The organism is Corynebacterium sp. AOP36-E1-14, from assembly GCF_052377495.1.
Taxonomy (GTDB): Bacteria; Actinomycetota; Actinomycetes; order Mycobacteriales; family Mycobacteriaceae; genus Corynebacterium.
In genome coordinates this window covers 46,255-62,712 of the sequence record NZ_JBQSWV010000021.1, presented here as the reverse complement: position 1 = coordinate 62,712, position 16,458 = coordinate 46,255, and the positions used below count along the sequence as shown (strand labels likewise).

Genomic DNA, 16,458 nt, shown 5'->3' with positions numbered 1-16,458 from the left:
CGCCGTCGAGGCTGCGCTCCAGCTCAAGGAAGCTGGCGGCGACCGCAACGTCGTCGTTCTCTCCGTCGGCCCGGCCAGCGCTAAGGACGCGCTGCGCAAGGCGCTGTCCCTCGGTGCTGACGAGGCGATCCTCGTCACCGACGACGCACTCGCCGGTTCCGACGCGCTCGGCACGGCCTGGACCCTGTCCAACGCGCTGAACCTCGTCGACGACATCGAGCTGATCATCGCGGGCAACGCCTCGACCGACGGCGTCGCCGGCGCGGTCCCGGGTCTGCTCAGCGAGTACCGCCAGATCCCCGCCCTGACCCACCTCCGCACCCTCGAGGTCAGCGGCGACAAGGTCTCCGGCGAGCGTGTCACCGAGGACGGCATCTACACCGTCGAGGCCCCGAAGCCGGCCATCGTCTCGGTGACGGAGAAGGCCAACACCCCGCGTTTCGCCGTCTTCAAGGGCATCATGGCCGCCAAGAAGAAGAAGATCCAGGAAGTCGGCCTCGCCGACATCGGAGTGGCTCCGGAGAACGTCGGCCTGGCCGCCGCCTCCACCTCCGTGACCACCGCTGCCCCGAAGCCGGAGAAGACCGCGGGCGAGATCATCACCGACGAGGGCGACGGCGGCAACAAGCTCGTCGAGTACCTCGTGTCGAAGAAGCTCGTCTAGTTCACCCACCGGTTCAGCGCGAACGAAACTGTCGAAAGGACATACACAACCATGACCAACGTCCTGGTACTTGTCGAGCACACTCAGGGTGAACTGAAGAACTCCACCCTGGAGCTCATCACCGCGGCCCGCGCGTTCGGCACCGTCGGTGCCATCGTCGTCGGCGCCCCCGGCACCGCCGAGAAGCTGCAGGAGGGTCTGGCCGCCGGTGGCGCCGAGACCATCTACGCCGCGGAGTCCGACGACGCCGAGAAGTACGTCGTCACCCCCTCCGTGGACGCCGTCTCCGGCCTCGCCGCCCAGCTGCAGGTCCCGGTGATCATCGCCGCCGGTGCCGCCGGCAACGAGATCGCCGGACGTGTCGGTGCCCGCGTGGCCTCCGGCGTCCTGTACGACCAGATCGCCGTCAACGCCGACCGTTCCTCCAAGGGTTCGATCTTCGGTGGCGACTTCACCGTGGACTCCACCGCCGGTGGCGCCTCGCCGGTCTACACCCTGCGTGCCGGAGCCGTCGACCCGGAGCCGCAGGCGGCCTCCGGTACGGTCCAGCCCGTCGAGCTGCCGGCCGCCGGCCCCACGGCCGTGACCATCACCTCCTTCTCCCCGGCGGAGAAGGCTGACCGTCCCGAGCTCACCGAGGCGAAGATCGTCGTCTCCGGTGGCCGTGGTGTCGCCGGCCCGGACGGCTTCCGCGACGTCATCGAGCCGCTGGCCGACGTCCTCGGTGCCGCCGTCGGTGCGTCCCGCGCCGCGGTCGACGCCGACTACTACCCGGGCAAGTTCCAGGTCGGCCAGACGGGCAAGACCGTCTCCCCGAACCTGTACCTGGCCCTGGGCATCTCCGGTGCGATCCAGCACAAGGCCGGCATGCAGACCTCGAAGACCATCGTCGCGGTCAACAAGGACGACGAGGCGGGCATCTTCGAGATCGCCGACTTCGGTGTCGTCGGCGACCTCTTCAAGGTCGCCCCGCAGGCCACCGAGGCCCTCAAGGCCCGCGGCTAGCCAGCCACCCCCGCATCCCCCCGGGGCCGGAGAGTAGACTCTCCGGTGAACCGGTGAGGTGCACCGTGCACGGCACGACGACGACCCGCACTCACCGAGTGCGGGTCGTCGTCGTTGCGCGTCGGGCCCTCACACCACACCCCGAAGTGCTCCCACGCGGGCGCCCCCGATAAGGACAACTCCTCCGTGACCACCCTCTTCGTCATCATGTGCCTGATGCTCGCCACCGTCCTCACGGTGGGTGTGGGTGACCGGATCGGGTTACCGTGGCCGGTCCTGCTGCTGCTGGTGACCACGGCGGTGATGTTCATCCCCGGCACCCCCACCATCGAGATCGAGCCGGAACTCATCCTCCCGCTGTTCCTGCCGCCACTGCTGTGGGCGCTGGCCAGACGCACCTCCTGGGGCATGTTCCGCGACCAGTGGCGCACCATCCTCAGCCTGTCGGTCGGCCTTGTCTTCATCACCGTGGCCGCGGTCACCGGTGTGACCATGCTGATCATCCCCGGGGTGGGGCTGGTCTCGGCCATGGCGGTGGGGGCCGCGGTGGCACCACCGGACCCCGTCGCGGTGGAGGCTGTCGCCGAGCCCGCGGGCATCCCGCGAAGGATCATCGGCTCGCTGCAGTCCGAGGGGCTGTTCAACGACGCCGCCTCCCTGGTCATCTTCAGTGCGGCGATCACCGCCGCGGAGTTCCACCACGACATCCACTGGTTCGAGGCCGGGGGAACGTTCATCTACAGCGCCCTGGGAGCCGTGGCGTCGGGCTGGCTGGTCGGCCGCGGTTCGGCCCTGGTGCTCGGGTGGGTGGACTCGCCGGTGGCCGGCAACGCCTTCACCTGGGTGCTGCCGTTCATGGTGTACCTGGCGGCGGAGGAGATCGGCGTGTCCGGGGTCATCGCCGTGGTCGTCGCCGCGGTGGAGCTGACCTCCCGCGCCGACGCCACCGCCGCCGACGCCCGGCTGACCGGCTCGGCCTTCTGGGAGGTCACCGAACTGCTCGTCACGGGCCTGGCCTTCGGGCTGATGGGCATGAACGTGCGCGACGCGATCATGGACGACGACACCGACCACCTCAACCCGGTGTGGTGGGGCCTGGTGATCTCCGTGGTGCTGATCCTGGTGCGGTTCCTCTGGATGTGCTGGCTGCTGCGGGTCAACCGCCGTAAGGGCGGACGCTACCGCGCGCCCATCCGGTTCACCGACGTGATCCTGCTCAGCTGGTCCGGCATGCGCGGGCTGGTGACGCTGGCCCTGGTGCTGTCGCTGAACCCGGTCGACTTCCCGATGCGCGACGAGTTCATCATCGTGGCCTTCGTGGTCCTGCTGTGCACCATGGTGATCCCGGGCCTCACGCTGCCCGCGCTGACGAACTACCTCCGCGAGCACCACGATCTCCAGGACCTGGACGACAAGCTGACCGAGGAGGCCCTCGACGAGGCCTACCGGGCGGCGATGAGCGTGGTCCGCCAGCAGATGGGCGAGGGGCTGTCCCCGGAGCAGGCGGCGAGGATCGAGGAACGCCTGGGCATCGTGCGCTCGGTCTCCAGCCTCGACGACAGCTCCGACGACACCTCCGAGGAGGTCAACGACGGTGGCACCGGGGCCATCCGCACCGGCTCGACCGGTGGGAGCGAGACAGAGGCGCTGCGCCGGCGCCGCGAGCACCGCCAGGAACTCGCGCGACGTGCCGTGGAGGTGCGCCGTGAGTCGATGTACGCCGCCCAGCGCAGCCTCGCCGCGGCGAAGTTCCGCAAGGGTGTCGACCCGGAGGTCATCGCCGAGAAGATGCGTGAGCTCGACCGACGCCTGCTGGCGTTCCCCGGGGAGAAGTGAGCATGGCACCTGTGACACGGAGGATCTTCGCCGACCACGCGGCCACCGCGCCGTTGCGTCCCGAGGCGGTGGACGCCGCCACGGCGGCCGCCGGCCTGCTCAACCCGGCCGGGCAGTACGCCTCGGGCCGTGAGGCCCAGCGCGTGCTGGAGGACGCCCGTGAGCAGGTGGCGGAACTGCTCGGCGCCGACCGCGCGGAGGTACTCTTCACCGCCTCCGGCACCGAGTCCGACAACCTCGCCGTCCAGGGGCTCGCCTTCGGTGCGCGGACGGCCCGCGGGCCCGGTGCCCGGCGCATCCACTCCGCGGCCACCGAGCACCCGGCGGTCGTGGAGACCGTCGACTGGCTGTGCGGCGACCTGCTCGGGGGCGGGGAACCGCTGTTCGAGCACGTCGAACTGGCGGTGGACGGCCACGGGCGTGTGGGCGCCGGGAACGTCCCGGCGCTGGATCCGTCCACCGACGCGCTGGTGACCTGCATGTGGGCCAACAACGAGACCGGCAACCTGCAGCCCGTCGCCGAACTGGCGGACCTCGCGGCAGGGTCGGGTGTGCCCTTCCACGTCGACGCCGTCCAGGCCGTCGGTCACGTCCCGGTGGACTTCCACGCCCTGGGCTGCACCACGCTCGCGGCGAGCGCGCACAAGTTCGGCGGACCGAAGGCCACCGGGATCCTGCTGGCACGTCGCGACGCCGGACTCGTCAGCCCACTGCGCGGCGGCGGGCAGGAACGTAAGGTCCGCTCCGGCACCGCCGACCCGCAGGGGGCGGCTGCCACCGCCGCCGCACTCGCCGCGGCCGTGGCGGAGACCGCCCGTGAACACGAACGTCTCAGCGTCCTGCAGGAGCGTCTGCTGGCGACCGTGCGCCAGATCCCGGACGCACGCACCTACACCGACCCGTCCGGCGGCGCCCTGCCCGGCCACGTGCACGTGGGGTTCCCGGGGGCGGAGGGCGACAGCCTGATCATGCTGCTCGACGTCGCCGGGGTCGACGCCTCCACCGGCTCGGCCTGCTCGGCCGGGGTCAACCGGGCCAGCCACGTGCTCACCGCGATGGGCGTTCCGGTGGACGTGGCCCGTGGTGCACTGCGGCTCACCCTGGGCACCGCCACCACCGCCGCCGACGTGGACCGGCTGTGCACCCTGCTGCCCGGGGTGGTCGACCAGGCCCGTGCGGCAGGCATGGCCTAGCAGGTGAGAGGCCGCGTACCCACCGTGTAGGGTGAAGGGCTGACTGCAGGGCCCCACACGTGGGGCGGAGAAGAGAGCACGAGAGGAACGGGTACACACGATGCGGGTTGTCGCGGCTATGAGCGGTGGGGTGGACTCCTCCGTGGCTGCAGCACGGGCACTGGAGGCCGGACACGAGGTCATCGGCGTGCACCTGGCGTTGAGCCAGTCGCCGGAGGCCGTGCGGGCGGGTTCGCGTGGCTGCTGCTCGCTGGAGGACTCCGCCGACGCCCGCCGGGTCAGCGACTCCCTGGGCATCCCGTTCTACGTGTGGGACTTCTCCGACCGTTTCAAGGCCGACGTCATCGACAACTTCGTGGAGTCCTACGAGATCGGCGAGACCCCCAACCCCTGCCTGCGCTGCAACGAGAAGATCAAGTTCGAGGCGCTGCTGGACCGCTCCATCGCCCTGGGGTTCGACGCGGTGGTCACCGGGCACTACGCCCGCCTGCACGACGGGGTCATGCGCCGCGGCATCGACGACAACAAGGACCAGTCCTACGTGCTCGGCGTGCTCGACGACGAGCAGCTGGCTCACTGCCTCTTCCCAGTCGGCGACACGGTCAAGCCCGAGATCCGTGAGGAGGCCGCCGGGCTGGGCATGGGTGTGGCCTCCAAGCCGGACAGCCACGACATCTGCTTCATCCCCGACGGCAACACCCAGGCGTTCCTGGGCAACCAGATCGGTCTGCGCCCCGGCATGGTCAAGTCCGTGGAGGGCGAGACCCTCGCCGAGCACGACGGCGTCTACGGCTTCACCATCGGCCAGCGTAAGGGCCTCGGCGTGGCAGGTCCCGCCGCCGACGGCCAGCCGCGCTACGTCACCGACATCGACGCCTCCACCGGCACGGTGACCGTGGGTGGGCGTGAGGACCTGCGTGTCGGCCACATCACCGCCGACCGGCTCAAGCGTCTGGACCCGGCCAAGCACGGCAGCACCTTCGAGTGCGACGTGCAGGTCCGCGCCCACGGCGGCGTGGTCCCGGCCACCGCCACCCTCGGCGGGGGATCGGTGGAGCTGGAGCTGCACGAACCGTTGCGCGGGGTCGCCCGCGGCCAGGCCGCGGTGGTCTACCTGCCGGACGCCGAGGGCGACATCCTGCTCGGGTCCGGCACGATCTGCCGGACGCAGCCCTGGTCCGAGACGGTGCCTACATCACAGGCGTCGCAGGCACGGACCGCGTGAACGAGACGATGACTCGTTTCGCCTGGTGGGAGGACATCCGCACCGACCACGTCGACCTCCGTGCCGCCCTGGCCGCGGCGTCCCGGCGCACCCGCGACGTGGACGAGGACGTTGGCGTGGTTCCCCCGCTGAGTCTGCCGCAGGGTGACCTTCTGCCCGCCAGCGCGGCGATGGGCGTGCTCGTCGGTGGGCCCTACCTGCGCTCCCACGCCCGCGGCTGGGAGATCGCCCCGGGCCGGACGCTGGACGCCCGGCACTTCCTGGGGCGGCTGCACGAGCTCACCGACATCGTCGCCGAGGTCATGCCGGGCACCGACCGGCTGATGGTGCACGTCACCGGCCCGTGGACCTTCGGGGCGGACGTGGAGTACCGCGGGCACCCGCTGTGCTTCGACCGTCCGGCGTTCCGGGACGTGGCGCTGTCGCTGGGCGAGGGCGTCCGGGAGTTCTGCGACGCGGTGGGAGCGTCGGTGGTGCACGTGCATGAACGACGCCTCGGCGAGGTCACCTCACACCTGCAGGGCGCGACGGAGTTCGAGACGATGCAGGTCGACCGCGAGGTCGCGCTGAACGTGGAGCGCAGGTTCATCGACCAGGTGCGTGGTGGGACCGCGCGCCGGGTGGTCCTGGACACCGGGCTGGTGTGGCCGGAACTGCTGCACACCGGCGCCGACGCGCTGGTCGTCGACGAGATCTCCGGGGAGCGCACCGACGACGTGGCCGGGCTGATCGACGCCGGGGCACAGGTCGCCTGGCGGGTGGACGACGCCCGGTCGAGCGAGGACATCGCCCGCGAGGTCATCGGCACGTGGCGGCTCTGGACCTTCGACGCGGCCACCCCCGAACCCCAGATCGACCTCGTCGCCGTGGGGGACGGGGTACTGAAACCGGGCCCGGCGGCCGAGCTCGCCCGGACCGTGCGCGGGGCCGCGGCGCTGCTGCACAGCAACTAGGCGCGGTGCCCCGGGGTCGGGAGGGGACTACTCGGAGCCGAGGTCCACGACCTCGAACTCCAGCAGCGAGGCGCCCGTGGCGACGGGCTTCTTGCCCTCGCCGCCGTGCGGGCCGCTGTGGGCGGCCTTCGCCGGGCCGTCCGCCCACGCCTGGAAGTCCTCCTCGGTCGCCCAGGTGGTGACCACGAAGTAGCGGGTCTCGCCGGCGGTGGGGCGCAGCAGCTGGAAGCCCTCGAAGCCGGGGGAGCCGTCGACGGTGTGTGCGCGGGCGGCGAAACGGGCCTCGAGCTCGGGGCCGGCGCCCTCGGGGACGTCGATGGCGTTGATCTTCACGACGGACATGTTGCTCCTTGCTTCGGGGTGAGAGTGTGTTTCCACCAGCGAGTCTACCGCCGTCCAGCCCCCTCGTCGTAGACGTCCTCGACGGCCGCGAACAACCAGGCGGGCTCGATACCGGAGTTGTCCGCCAGCCGGCGAATGGAGCACAGCACGCTCATCACCGGTAGTCCGAACTCCCAGGACCAGTCCTCGTCGGTGAAGGTACCGGACGTGATCGTCACGGTCGGCAGCTGCGCCCCCTCAGGTACTGGGGGACGGAACCCCGCAGTCGTGGATCCTCGACACGGTGGAGTCAGCGAAGATGAATCCGGGAGCGTGGCCAGGTTCAGGAACGTCGGCCCGGCTCAGCGTCATCACCGTGGACCACCAGCGTGCCATCGCCCAGCGCGTCGTGAATCTCGGTGTCGGTGAGCTGGGAGTCGAGGGCGAACCCGCGGAACCGGTCGAGTACGTCAGTGAAGGCCATCAGTGAAGGCCGCGAGGCTGATAGTAGTCCTGACGTCACTACAGTCGACTGTAGTGACGTCAGGACTACTTCGGTCGGTCGAAGTCCATTTGCGGGCGGTCAGCGCACCGCGTCCGGCCCTTCGGCCAGCAGTAGCTTGAAGCCGTCCTCGTCGAGGACCGGGACACCCAGGTCCTCGGCCTTCTTCAGCTTCGAGCCCGCCTTCTCCCCGGCGACGACGAAGTCGGTCTTCTTTGACACGGAGCCGGACGCCTTGCCCCCGTGGGCCTCCACGACCTCCTTGGCCTCGGTGCGGTCGAAGTCGACGAGCGATCCGGTGACCACCAGGGTCAATCCCTCCAGGGTCTGCTCCGGGCGCTCGGAGGCCTCGATGATCTGCTCCATGCGCACCCCGGCGGCGGCCCAGGCGTCGACGATCTCGCGGTGCCAGTCCACGGCGAACCAGTCCTTCACCGACTGGGCGATGATGCCGCCGACCCCGTCGATGTCGGCCATCTCCTCGACAGAGGCTTCGTCGATGGCGGGGATGGACTGCAGCTTCGCGGCGAGCGCCTTGGCCGCGGTGGGGCCGACGTGGCGGATCGACAGGGCGGTGATCACCCGCCACAGGTCCACACCCTTGGCCTCCTCGAGGTTGGCCAGCAGCACCTCGCCCTGCTTGTTCAGCGCGCCTGCCTTTGTGGTGTACGCACTGGTGGTGGCCAGCTTCTCCGGGGTGAGGGAGAACAGGTGGCCCTCGTCGGGCAGGACACCGGAGTCGATGAGGTCGTGGGCGGCGCGCTCGCCGAGCGCGTCGATGTCGAAGGCGCCACGTCCGGCGAGGTAGTTCAGGCGGTTCTGCAGCTGGCCGGGGCAGTAGCGGGTGTTGGGGCAGCGCCAGTCGGCGTCGCCGTCGCGGGTCGGCGACAGCGGCGTGCCGCACTCCGGACACAACGACGGGTAGAGGTACTCGCGTTCCTCCCCGGTGCGCGCGCTCTCCACGGGGCCGAGGACCTCGGGGATGACCTCGCCGGCCTTGCGGATCATGGCACGGTCGCCGAGCCGGACGCCCTTGCGGTGCGCCTCGGTGGCGTTGTGCAGCGTGGCCATGGTGACGGTGGACCCGGCGACGTAGGTCGGCGTCATGACCGCGTACGGGGTGGCGCGCCCGGTGCGTCCGATGCCCACGCGGATGGACTCCACGGTGGTCACCGCCTCCTCCGGCGGGTACTTGTAGGCGATGGCCCAGCGCGGTGCGCGGCTGGTGGCACCCAGGTCCTGCTGCTCGGAGACGTCGTCGATCTTCACGACGAGCCCGTCCATCTCGTGGGCGGCGTCGTGACGGTGCTCGCCCCAGTAGGTGACCGCGTCCAGCACCTCGGCCACGGTGCGCACCTGCCGGGTGTAGGGGCTCACGGGCAGCCCCCAGGCCTCGATCGCCCGGTAGCCGTCGTGCTGGCTGGCCGGCTCGAAGCCTTCGCGGGCGCCGATGCCGTGGCAGATCAGACGCAATGGACGCTTGGCCGTCTCCTCCGGGTTCTTCTGCCGCATCGCCCCGGCGGCGGCGTTGCGGGGGTTGGCGAACATCTTCTTGCCCTCGGCCTGCCGGTCGGCGTTCATCGTGGCGAAGTCCTCAACGGTGATGAAGATTTCGCCGCGGATCTCCACCAGGGCGGGCACGGGGAACTCGTCGGTGCCGGTGAGCACGTCCGGGATGTCGTCGAGGGTGCGGGCGTTGTGGGTGACGTCCTCGCCGGTGACGCCGTCACCGCGGGTGAGGGCGAGGTCGAGCCGGCCGTCGATGTAGAGCAGGTCGATCGAGGCACCGTCGATCTTCAGTTCGGTGAGGTAGGTCGGCGCGGGGGTGCGTTCGAGCCACTCACGCATCTCGTCGAGGCTGAAGACGTTGTCGAGACTGAGCATCTGCTCACGGTGGTCGACGTTGCGGAACGGTGAGTTCTCCGGCGACGGGGCGACCTCCTGGGTGGGGCTGGTGCCCTGCACCACCTCCGGGTGGGACGCCTCGAGCTCCTGGAGCTCACGCATCATCGCGTCGAAGTCGGCGTCGGAGATCTCGGGCGCCTCGTAGTAGTACAGCTCCCGGTGGCGGCGGATGTCGGACGCCAGCGTGGTCCACCGGTCTTCGGGTGTCTGCTCGGGAGTGTGCTCAGTTGTGTGCTCGGGTGTCTCAGTCACCTGGGCCAGTGTAGTGAGCGCGGTGCCGCCGGGGGAGCCGCACCTGGCGGCAACCGGATGGTTCTACGGACAGATGAGTGCCTGTTCACAGGGGACGGCACTCCTGTGGTGTGCATCACTACCGGTGGGGGTGGTGGTATCTGCGGTGGTCATAACTAGGTGGAGGTGGCGTCCGTGCCGTGCCCTGCGGTGATGGCGGGAATGTGATGTGGGTATCGGGGTGGTCCGAAGTTCGTGGGGGTAGATCTGTTCACCTGGGAAAACCTAGCGTTGTCGGTGTCAAGGAGCCCCACAGGGAACACCACACACGCAGACCAGCACTGAAATCCGATGGCTGCACCTCCAGAAAGGACGATCACATGTTCAACCTGCTCAGCCGTGAAGAGATCAACGAGATGACCGCCGGCGCCAACTACTTCCTGTTCGGTGACGACGAGGCCATCGCCGTGGACACCCCGGAGCACGACGACTTCCTCGTCTAGCCCCACCTGGTTCCCGTCGCCCGGGTGCACGATCACCATGATCGTGCACCCGGGCGACGTCGTTGGGCGGCGTTGGACGTCGCTGTTCGACCACGCCCGGGGTTTCATGTCCGGGGTGCGTTATAGAGTGGCTGCCATGACCACCGCCGAGCACTTCGACCCGACCCACCTCCTCAGCTTCGACCTGGAGACCACCGGAACGGATCCCTTGACCGCACGGATCGTGACCAGCGCGCTGATCACCATCAACGGCCGTGAACGCGACGACCTGGAGATGCTCGCGGACCCGGGGATCCCGATCCCCGAGGGGGCGTCGAAGGTGCACGGCATCTCCACGGAGTACGCGCAGGAGCACGGCCGCCCGCACGCCGAGGTGTTGTCCGAGACCATCGAACGCATCCGTGCCGGCTGGCGCGCCGGGGCTACCCTGGTCGTCTACAACGCCGCCTACGACCTCACCGTCCTGCGCAGCCTGGAACCGTCCTTCACCGTGGACGGCCCCGTCATCGACCCGCTCGTCATCGACAAGGCCAAGGACCAGTACCGCAAGGGGAACCGGCGGTTGGAGACCGTCTGCGAGCACTGGGGCGTCACCCTCGGCAACGCCCACGAGGCGACGGCGGACGCACTGGCGGCCGCCCGCGTGGCCTGGAAGCTGTCACGTGCCTACCCGGAGATCACCGAGGTGACCGCGGACGAGCTGATGCTTCAGCAGGCCACCTGGCACTACGAGTCGCAGTCGGGGCTGAAGAAGTACTTCGAGAACAAGGGGCAGACCGACCGCGCGGCCACGGTGAACACCTCCTGGCCCCTCCAGGCATAGCTGTTCAGTAGGATTGACGACCATGGCTAATTCCGCACCCAAGACCTCGGCCGAGTACCTCCGCGACATCGTTGCCGCGCCGGTCTACCGGGCGGCACGGCACACCCCGCTTGAGACCATGGACGCGCTGTCGGCACGCACCGGCAACCGGGTGCTGGTCAAACGTGAGGATCTGCAGCCGGTCCACAGCTTCAAGCTGCGAGGGGCCTTCAACCGCATGTCCCAGCTCACCGGCTGCGCCGGTGTGATCACCGCCTCAGCCGGCAACCACGCCCAGGGTGTGGCCCTGTCCGGCCGCGAACTGGGGATTCGCTCGGTCATCGTGATGCCCGTGACCACCCCGTCGATCAAGGTGGACGCCGTGCGCGGATTCGGCGGTGAGGTCGTGCTGCACGGGGAGAACTTCGACGCCGCGCAGGGCAAGGCCAAGGAACTCTCCGAGGTCGAGGGCCTGGTGTACGTACCTCCGTTCGACAACGAGGCAGTGATTGCCGGACAGGGAACCATAGGGCTGGAGATCTTCCAGTCCGCCGCCGTCGACCGGGTCTTCGTGCCCGTCGGTGGTGGTGGCCTCGCCGCCGGAGTGGCGGTACTGCTCAAGGAACTCAACCCGCAGATCAAGGTCATCGGTGTCGAGCCCGAGGAGTCTGCCTGCCTCACCGCCGCCCTGTGGGCAGGGGAGCCCGTGGAGCTCGAGCACGTCAGCCTCTTCGCCGAGGGTGTGGCCGTGCGCAAGATCGGTGCCGAGACCTTCCGGTTGTGCCAGCAGTACCTCGACGAGGTCGTGACCGTGAGCTCCGACGAGATCAGCGCGGCGATCAAGGACCTCTTCGACGACACCCGCGCGATCGCCGAGCCGGCCGGCGCGGTGTCCCTGGCCGGGCTGAAGAAGTACGCCACCGCCAACGACCTCCAGGACGAGACCCTCGTCAACGTGCTGTCCGGGGCGAACCTGAACTTCCACACCCTGCGCTACATCTCCGAGCGCGCCGAACTCGGTGAAGGTGGCGAAGCGATCTTCGCCGTCACCATCCCCGAGGAACAGGGCGCCTTCGTGAAGTTCTGCGAGGTGCTCAACGGCCGTATGGTCACGGAGTTCAACTACCGCGTCGGCGAGCGCGGCGACGACCGGCGTGCCCGGATCTTCGTCGGTGTCCAGCTCAAGGAGGGCGCCGCCGAACGCACCGCCATCGCCGACGCACTGGACACCGCCGGTTACGATGTCGTCGACCTCTCCGACGACGAGGTCGCCAAGGAGCACGTGCGCTACATGATCGGCGGGGTGCCGCCGGCCTTCGTCGACGAGCGGATGTTCACCTTCGAATTCCCGGAGCACCCCGGTGCCCTGGTCCACTTCCTCGACGTGCTCGGCGCGAACTGGAACGTCACCGCATTCCATTACCGCAGCCAGGGAATGGACTACGGACGGATCCTCGCCGCCTTCGAGGACGCCCGTTCCGCCGACTTCGAGGCCCACCTCAGCGAGCTGGGTTACCCGTTCACCGAGGTGACGGACAACCCGTCCTACCAGCTGTTCCTGGCACCTGCGGGGGAGTAGACGACGAGGCCCGGGTCGAGGCGGAGGCCGCTCAGTCCAGCAGAGCGCCGAGGATCTCGCCGACCTCGCCGAGGTGCTCGATCTCGGAGAGCAGGAAATCCGGTCCGCCCGGACGGCCCAGGATCAGGATGTAGTCCGTGCCGGTCAACGGGGTCGCGGCCAGGGCGGAGTCCATCACCGTCCAACTCGACGGCACCCAGGTGTCCCGGTCAGTCAGGGCGCGTGCCTCGGTCACCGGGGTTTCCGACAGCACCCGGCCGTCGTCCTCCGGGGCGGCGGCGGACGCCGTCACACGGCGGGTGTTCTCCCCGGACTCCAGGATCACGGCCCACTGCACCGACATCGACTTCGGCAGCCGGTCGATCAGCTTCTGGACGCTGCCCAACGCCCGACGGCGGTGCCGGGCGACCTCGGCGAGCAGGCTGATCTGGCCGCGACGGTCCACCGTCCCGGAGAACGGGCGGATCGAGTCGACGTAGACCCCGTCGACCTCCTGGGCGGCGCTGATCAGGGCGTCCGCCAGGCGGCCGTTCGGCAGGTCGACGACGATGTCGTCGACGACCGAGCCGTCCGGATCATGCTCGACGACGTCCACGCTCCTGATGTCGGCGTCGATGGTGCCCATCGTGGCAGCGATGAGCCCGAGGGTGCCGGGGACGTCGGGAAGCCGGACGCGCATCAGATAGGACAAGGTGAACCTCAGTGTAGATAGGGCAGGGTAAATAAAGCGGAAACAATGCGTTGCGCCACAATTGTAGCGAACCGGGGCGGACGCACGCGCGGACACGGCGTCCTACTAGAGTGGTGCGGGTAAACCCTGCGACAGCACATGTACCGCACGAACGATGAAAAGGGGACCCACCTGTGTCCGAGATCTCCCGTGACGAGGTCGCGCACCTCGCCAGGCTTTCCCGCCTCGACCTGACCGAGGACGAGCTCACCAACTACGCCGCACAGATCGACGGCATCGTCGAGACCGTCGCCGCCGTGCGCGAGGTCGACACCGAGGGTGTCGAACCGCTGAGCCACCCCACCCAGAACGTCGACGGCGCGGTGTCGGTCATGCGTGAGGACGTCCCCCAGGAGTCCCTGACCGCCGAGCAGGCCCTGGACCAGGCCCCCAAGCAGGACCAGCAGCGCTTCCAGGTTCCCCGGATCCTGGGCGAGTAGAGGGCGAGACGACAGCGAAATGAGTGAAGTGAACAACACGACCTACACCGTCGGAACCCGGGACGACTCGGACCTGACGACCTGGACCGCCGCCGAACTCGCGGAGAAGATCCACGCCGGCGACGTCAGCTCCGTCGACGCCACCCGTGCCCACCTCGACCGGATCTCCTCGGTGGACACCGATGTCCACGCCTTCCTGCACGTGGGGGAGAAGGAGGCGCTCGCCGCCGCCGAGCAGGCGGACAAGGACATCGCCGCCGGCACCGTCGCGTCCTCCCTCGCCGGCGTCCCGCTGGCGCTGAAGGACGTCTTCGTCACCACCGACGCGCCGACGACCTGTGCCTCGAAGATGCTCGAGGGCTACATGAGCCCCTACGATGCGACGGTCACCCGCCGCATCCGTGAGGCCGGCATCCCGATCCTCGGCAAGACCAACATGGACGAGTTCGCCATGGGTTCCTCCACCGAGAACTCCGCCTACGGCCCCACCCACAACCCCTGGGACCTCAGCCGCACCGCCGGCGGTTCCGGCGGCGGCTCCTCCGCGGCCCTGGCCGCCGGCATGGCCCCGCTGGCCATCGGCACCGACACCGGCGGATCCATCCGCCAGCCGGCCGCCCTGACCAACACCGTCGGCGTGAAGCCCACCTACGGCACGGTCTCCCGCTACGGCCTGGTCGCCTGCGCGTCCTCCCTGGACCAGGGTGGGCCCACCGGCCGCACCGTGCTCGACACCGCCCTGCTGCACGAGGTCATCGCCGGCCACGACGCCAACGACTCGACGTCGTCCGAGCGTCCCGTCGCCCCCGTCGTGGAGGCCGCCCGCCAGGGCGCCAACGGCGACCTGACCGGCGTGACCGTCGGCGTGGTCAAGCAGCTCGAGAGCGTGCAGGGCCTGCAGGCCGGTGTGGCGGAGAGCTACCGGGCCTCCCTGGAGCAGCTCAAGAGCCAGGGCGCGACCATCGTCGAGGTGGACTGCCCGAGCTTCGAGTACGCGCTGAACGCCTACTACCTCATCCTGCCCTGCGAGGTCAGCTCCAACCTGGCCCGCTTCGACGGGATGCGCTACGGCCAGCGTCAGCTCGACGACGGCCAGCACTCCGCCGACCAGGTGATGTCCGCGACCCGCGCCGCAGGGTTCGGCCCCGAGGTTAAGCGTCGTATCATCCTGGGCACCTACGCGCTGTCCGTCGGCTACTACGACGCCTACTACCTGCAAGCACAGCGCGTGCGTAACCTCATCGCCCAGGACTTCGCCAAGGCCTTCGCCGACGTCGACGTGCTGGTCTCCCCGGTTACCCCGACCACCGCCTTCGAGCTGGGGGAGAAGGCGGACGACCCGCTGGCGATGTACCTGTTCGACCTGTGCACCCTGCCGCTGAACCTCGCCGGGGTGTGCGGCATGTCCGTGCCCGGCCCGCTGTCCAGCGACACCGGCCTGCCCGTCGGCCTGCAGATCATGGGCCCCGCACACGGCGACGACCGGCTCTACCGCGTGGGCGCCGCCTACGAGGCGGGGCGGCGCTAGACTGGCCGCAACCATCGCCGAGGCAGGAGGAGAGGCCAGTGAGCACTGAGGACGACGTCCGGCGCCTGGCCACCGCCCTGCCCGAGGTGGCTGAGCGTACGTGCTACGGGACGCCCGCGTTCTACGTGGCGGGCACGATCTTCGCACGCGTCCACGAAGAACCGGACGTGCTGGTGTGCTGGCGGGAGAGCCTGGAGGACCGTGAGTTCCTGCTGGCGGCAGACCCGGGGAAGTTCTTCACCACGGACCACTACGCAGGGCACGCCAGTGTCCTGGTCCGCCTCGATCAGGTCGACGTCGGTGAGCTTTCCGAGCTCCTCGCCGAGGCATGGGACGCCCGTGCCCCGAAAAGACTGGGGCGAGCGGCCGAATAGGCCCTGCCCTTCACACCTCCGGCCAGTTCCGTTCCAGGCCCTCGACGATGAAGTCCACCTTCACGTCCATGAATCCACGACCCGACCACGACTCGTCGGGCTGGAAGAGGTGCTCCTCGCCGATGCGCTGCCGCACCTTCTCCAGCCCCGAGACACCGGCGGTGTCGGTGGCGCGCATCATCTCCACCCCGAGCCGGGTGGCCATCACGGTGTCCCCGATGAAGTCCAGGGCGAAGGCCGCCTGCATCCTCGACCTGCCGTGCGACTCGATCACCCGGACGTAACCACGCAACGGATCCTCGATGTGGTCGAACGCCGCCGGGTATGAGAACAGGGTCCGGGCCAGCCCGGGTACCTCCTCACACATGCGCCAGCACTCGTCGGCCCAGAGACGCAGCGCGTCCTGCCAGCCGGCGTCATCCCCGGGAGGCTGGATCGTGGCGGCGACGCGGGCCAGGCAGGCCTCCAGCACCGCGTCCCGGGAGGGGAACACCCGGTACAACGCCGGGGTGACGACCTCGATCCGGCGGGCGACCGCGGACAGGGTGAAGTCGGTGATGCCCAACCCCAGCGCGGCGTCCACCACGTTCTCACGGGTGAACGTGGGCTTCGGCCCCGTCTTGCGTCCCGCCTGTCCAGGTGTGCTGCTCATGGTGCCAGCGTAGTG

18 protein-coding genes are annotated in these 16,458 nt (G+C 69.3%); 12 read left to right on the top strand and 6 right to left on the bottom strand.

The features are described 5' to 3' along the window. The 6 genes from ACT3TD_RS10625 to ACT3TD_RS10600 all read left to right on the top strand — a co-directional run. Positions 1-664, top strand: a 664-nt coding sequence (locus tag ACT3TD_RS10625) for an electron transfer flavoprotein subunit beta/FixA family protein (protein ID WP_444637989.1), incomplete at its 5' end; no start/stop codon positions are given. A gap of 51 nt (positions 665-715) precedes the next feature. Then, on the top strand, positions 716-1,669 hold the full coding sequence (locus tag ACT3TD_RS10620; protein ID WP_441578888.1) for an electron transfer flavoprotein subunit alpha/FixB family protein: 954 nt from the start codon (positions 716-718) through the stop codon (positions 1,667-1,669). A gap of 186 nt (positions 1,670-1,855) precedes the next feature. Beyond that, positions 1,856-3,505, top strand: a complete 1,650-nt coding sequence (locus ACT3TD_RS10615; protein ID WP_301442059.1) for a cation:proton antiporter — start codon at positions 1,856-1,858, stop codon at positions 3,503-3,505. Between the two features lie 2 nt (positions 3,506-3,507). After that, positions 3,508-4,698, top strand: a complete 1,191-nt coding sequence (locus ACT3TD_RS10610; RefSeq protein ID WP_301442060.1) for a cysteine desulfurase family protein — start codon at positions 3,508-3,510, stop codon at positions 4,696-4,698. Between the two features lie 100 nt (positions 4,699-4,798). Then, positions 4,799-5,923 (top strand): tRNA 2-thiouridine(34) synthase MnmA, encoded by a 1,125-nt coding sequence (mnmA, locus tag ACT3TD_RS10605; protein ID WP_301442061.1) that lies wholly within the window; start codon positions 4,799-4,801, stop codon positions 5,921-5,923. Then, entirely contained in the window at positions 5,920-6,876 is a 957-nt protein-coding gene (locus ACT3TD_RS10600) for a hypothetical protein (protein ID WP_301442062.1), read from the top strand. The genes mnmA and ACT3TD_RS10600 overlap by 4 nt, the downstream gene beginning before the upstream one ends. A 27-nt stretch (positions 6,877-6,903) precedes the next feature. On the opposite strand, the gene ACT3TD_RS10595 is transcribed toward ACT3TD_RS10600, so the two are convergent. The 4 genes from ACT3TD_RS10595 to ligA form a co-directional block, all read right to left on the bottom strand. Further along, entirely contained in the window at positions 6,904-7,218 is a 315-nt protein-coding gene (locus ACT3TD_RS10595; protein ID WP_301442063.1) for an antibiotic biosynthesis monooxygenase family protein, read from the bottom strand. A gap of 44 nt (positions 7,219-7,262) precedes the next feature. Then, complete coding sequence (locus tag ACT3TD_RS10590) at positions 7,263-7,436, bottom strand: hypothetical protein (protein WP_301442064.1); 174 nt, start codon at positions 7,434-7,436, stop codon at positions 7,263-7,265. 104 nt (positions 7,437-7,540) lie between these two features. Next, positions 7,541-7,681, bottom strand: coding sequence for a hypothetical protein (locus ACT3TD_RS10585; protein ID WP_301442065.1), 141 nt, complete (start codon positions 7,679-7,681; stop codon positions 7,541-7,543). Between the two features lie 99 nt (positions 7,682-7,780). Further along, the gene (ligA, locus tag ACT3TD_RS10580; RefSeq protein ID WP_441578900.1) at positions 7,781-9,865 is read right to left on the bottom strand and encodes an NAD-dependent DNA ligase LigA; all 2,085 of its coding nucleotides are present in this window, start codon (positions 9,863-9,865) and stop codon (positions 7,781-7,783) included. Between the two features lie 350 nt (positions 9,866-10,215). On the opposite strand from ligA, the gene ACT3TD_RS10575 reads away from it, so the two are divergent. The 3 genes from ACT3TD_RS10575 to ilvA all read left to right on the top strand — a co-directional run bounded on the left by ACT3TD_RS10575 (position 10,216) and on the right by ilvA (position 12,719). Further along, on the top strand, positions 10,216-10,338 hold the full coding sequence (locus ACT3TD_RS10575) for a hypothetical protein (protein ID WP_301442067.1): 123 nt from the start codon (positions 10,216-10,218) through the stop codon (positions 10,336-10,338). 136 nt (positions 10,339-10,474) lie between these two features. Continuing rightward, complete coding sequence (locus ACT3TD_RS10570) at positions 10,475-11,161, top strand: 3'-5' exonuclease (RefSeq protein WP_301442068.1); 687 nt, start codon at positions 10,475-10,477, stop codon at positions 11,159-11,161. A gap of 22 nt (positions 11,162-11,183) precedes the next feature. Further along, positions 11,184-12,719, top strand: a complete 1,536-nt coding sequence (ilvA, locus tag ACT3TD_RS10565) for a threonine ammonia-lyase, biosynthetic (RefSeq protein ID WP_301442069.1) — start codon at positions 11,184-11,186, stop codon at positions 12,717-12,719. Positions 12,720-12,750: 31 nt separating this feature from the next. Here ilvA and ACT3TD_RS10560 read toward each other — a convergent pair whose 3' ends face one another. Further along, on the bottom strand, positions 12,751-13,410 hold the full coding sequence (locus ACT3TD_RS10560; protein ID WP_301442070.1) for an amino acid-binding ACT domain protein: 660 nt from the start codon (positions 13,408-13,410) through the stop codon (positions 12,751-12,753). A 173-nt stretch (positions 13,411-13,583) separates the two neighbouring features. On the opposite strand from ACT3TD_RS10560, the gene gatC reads away from it, so the two are divergent. From gatC to ACT3TD_RS10545, 3 genes are read left to right on the top strand one after another with little or no spacing between them, the layout of a single operon-like run. Next, positions 13,584-13,889: an Asp-tRNA(Asn)/Glu-tRNA(Gln) amidotransferase subunit GatC gene (gatC, locus tag ACT3TD_RS10555; protein ID WP_301442071.1), complete on the top strand. Its 306-nt coding sequence runs from the start codon at positions 13,584-13,586 to the stop codon at positions 13,887-13,889. Positions 13,890-13,917: 28 nt separating this feature from the next. Beyond that, entirely contained in the window at positions 13,918-15,417 is a 1,500-nt protein-coding gene (gene gatA, locus ACT3TD_RS10550) for an Asp-tRNA(Asn)/Glu-tRNA(Gln) amidotransferase subunit GatA (protein WP_441578889.1), read from the top strand. Positions 15,418-15,455: 38 nt separating this feature from the next. Continuing rightward, positions 15,456-15,791 carry an MmcQ/YjbR family DNA-binding protein gene (locus ACT3TD_RS10545; protein ID WP_301442073.1) on the top strand — a complete coding sequence of 112 codons (336 nt, stop codon included), beginning with the start codon at positions 15,456-15,458 and terminating at the stop codon, positions 15,789-15,791. A gap of 10 nt (positions 15,792-15,801) precedes the next feature. On the opposite strand, the gene ACT3TD_RS10540 is transcribed toward ACT3TD_RS10545, so the two are convergent. Then, on the bottom strand, positions 15,802-16,443 hold the full coding sequence (locus ACT3TD_RS10540) for a TetR/AcrR family transcriptional regulator (protein WP_444614759.1): 642 nt from the start codon (positions 16,441-16,443) through the stop codon (positions 15,802-15,804). Positions 16,444-16,458: the final 15 nt, after the last annotated feature.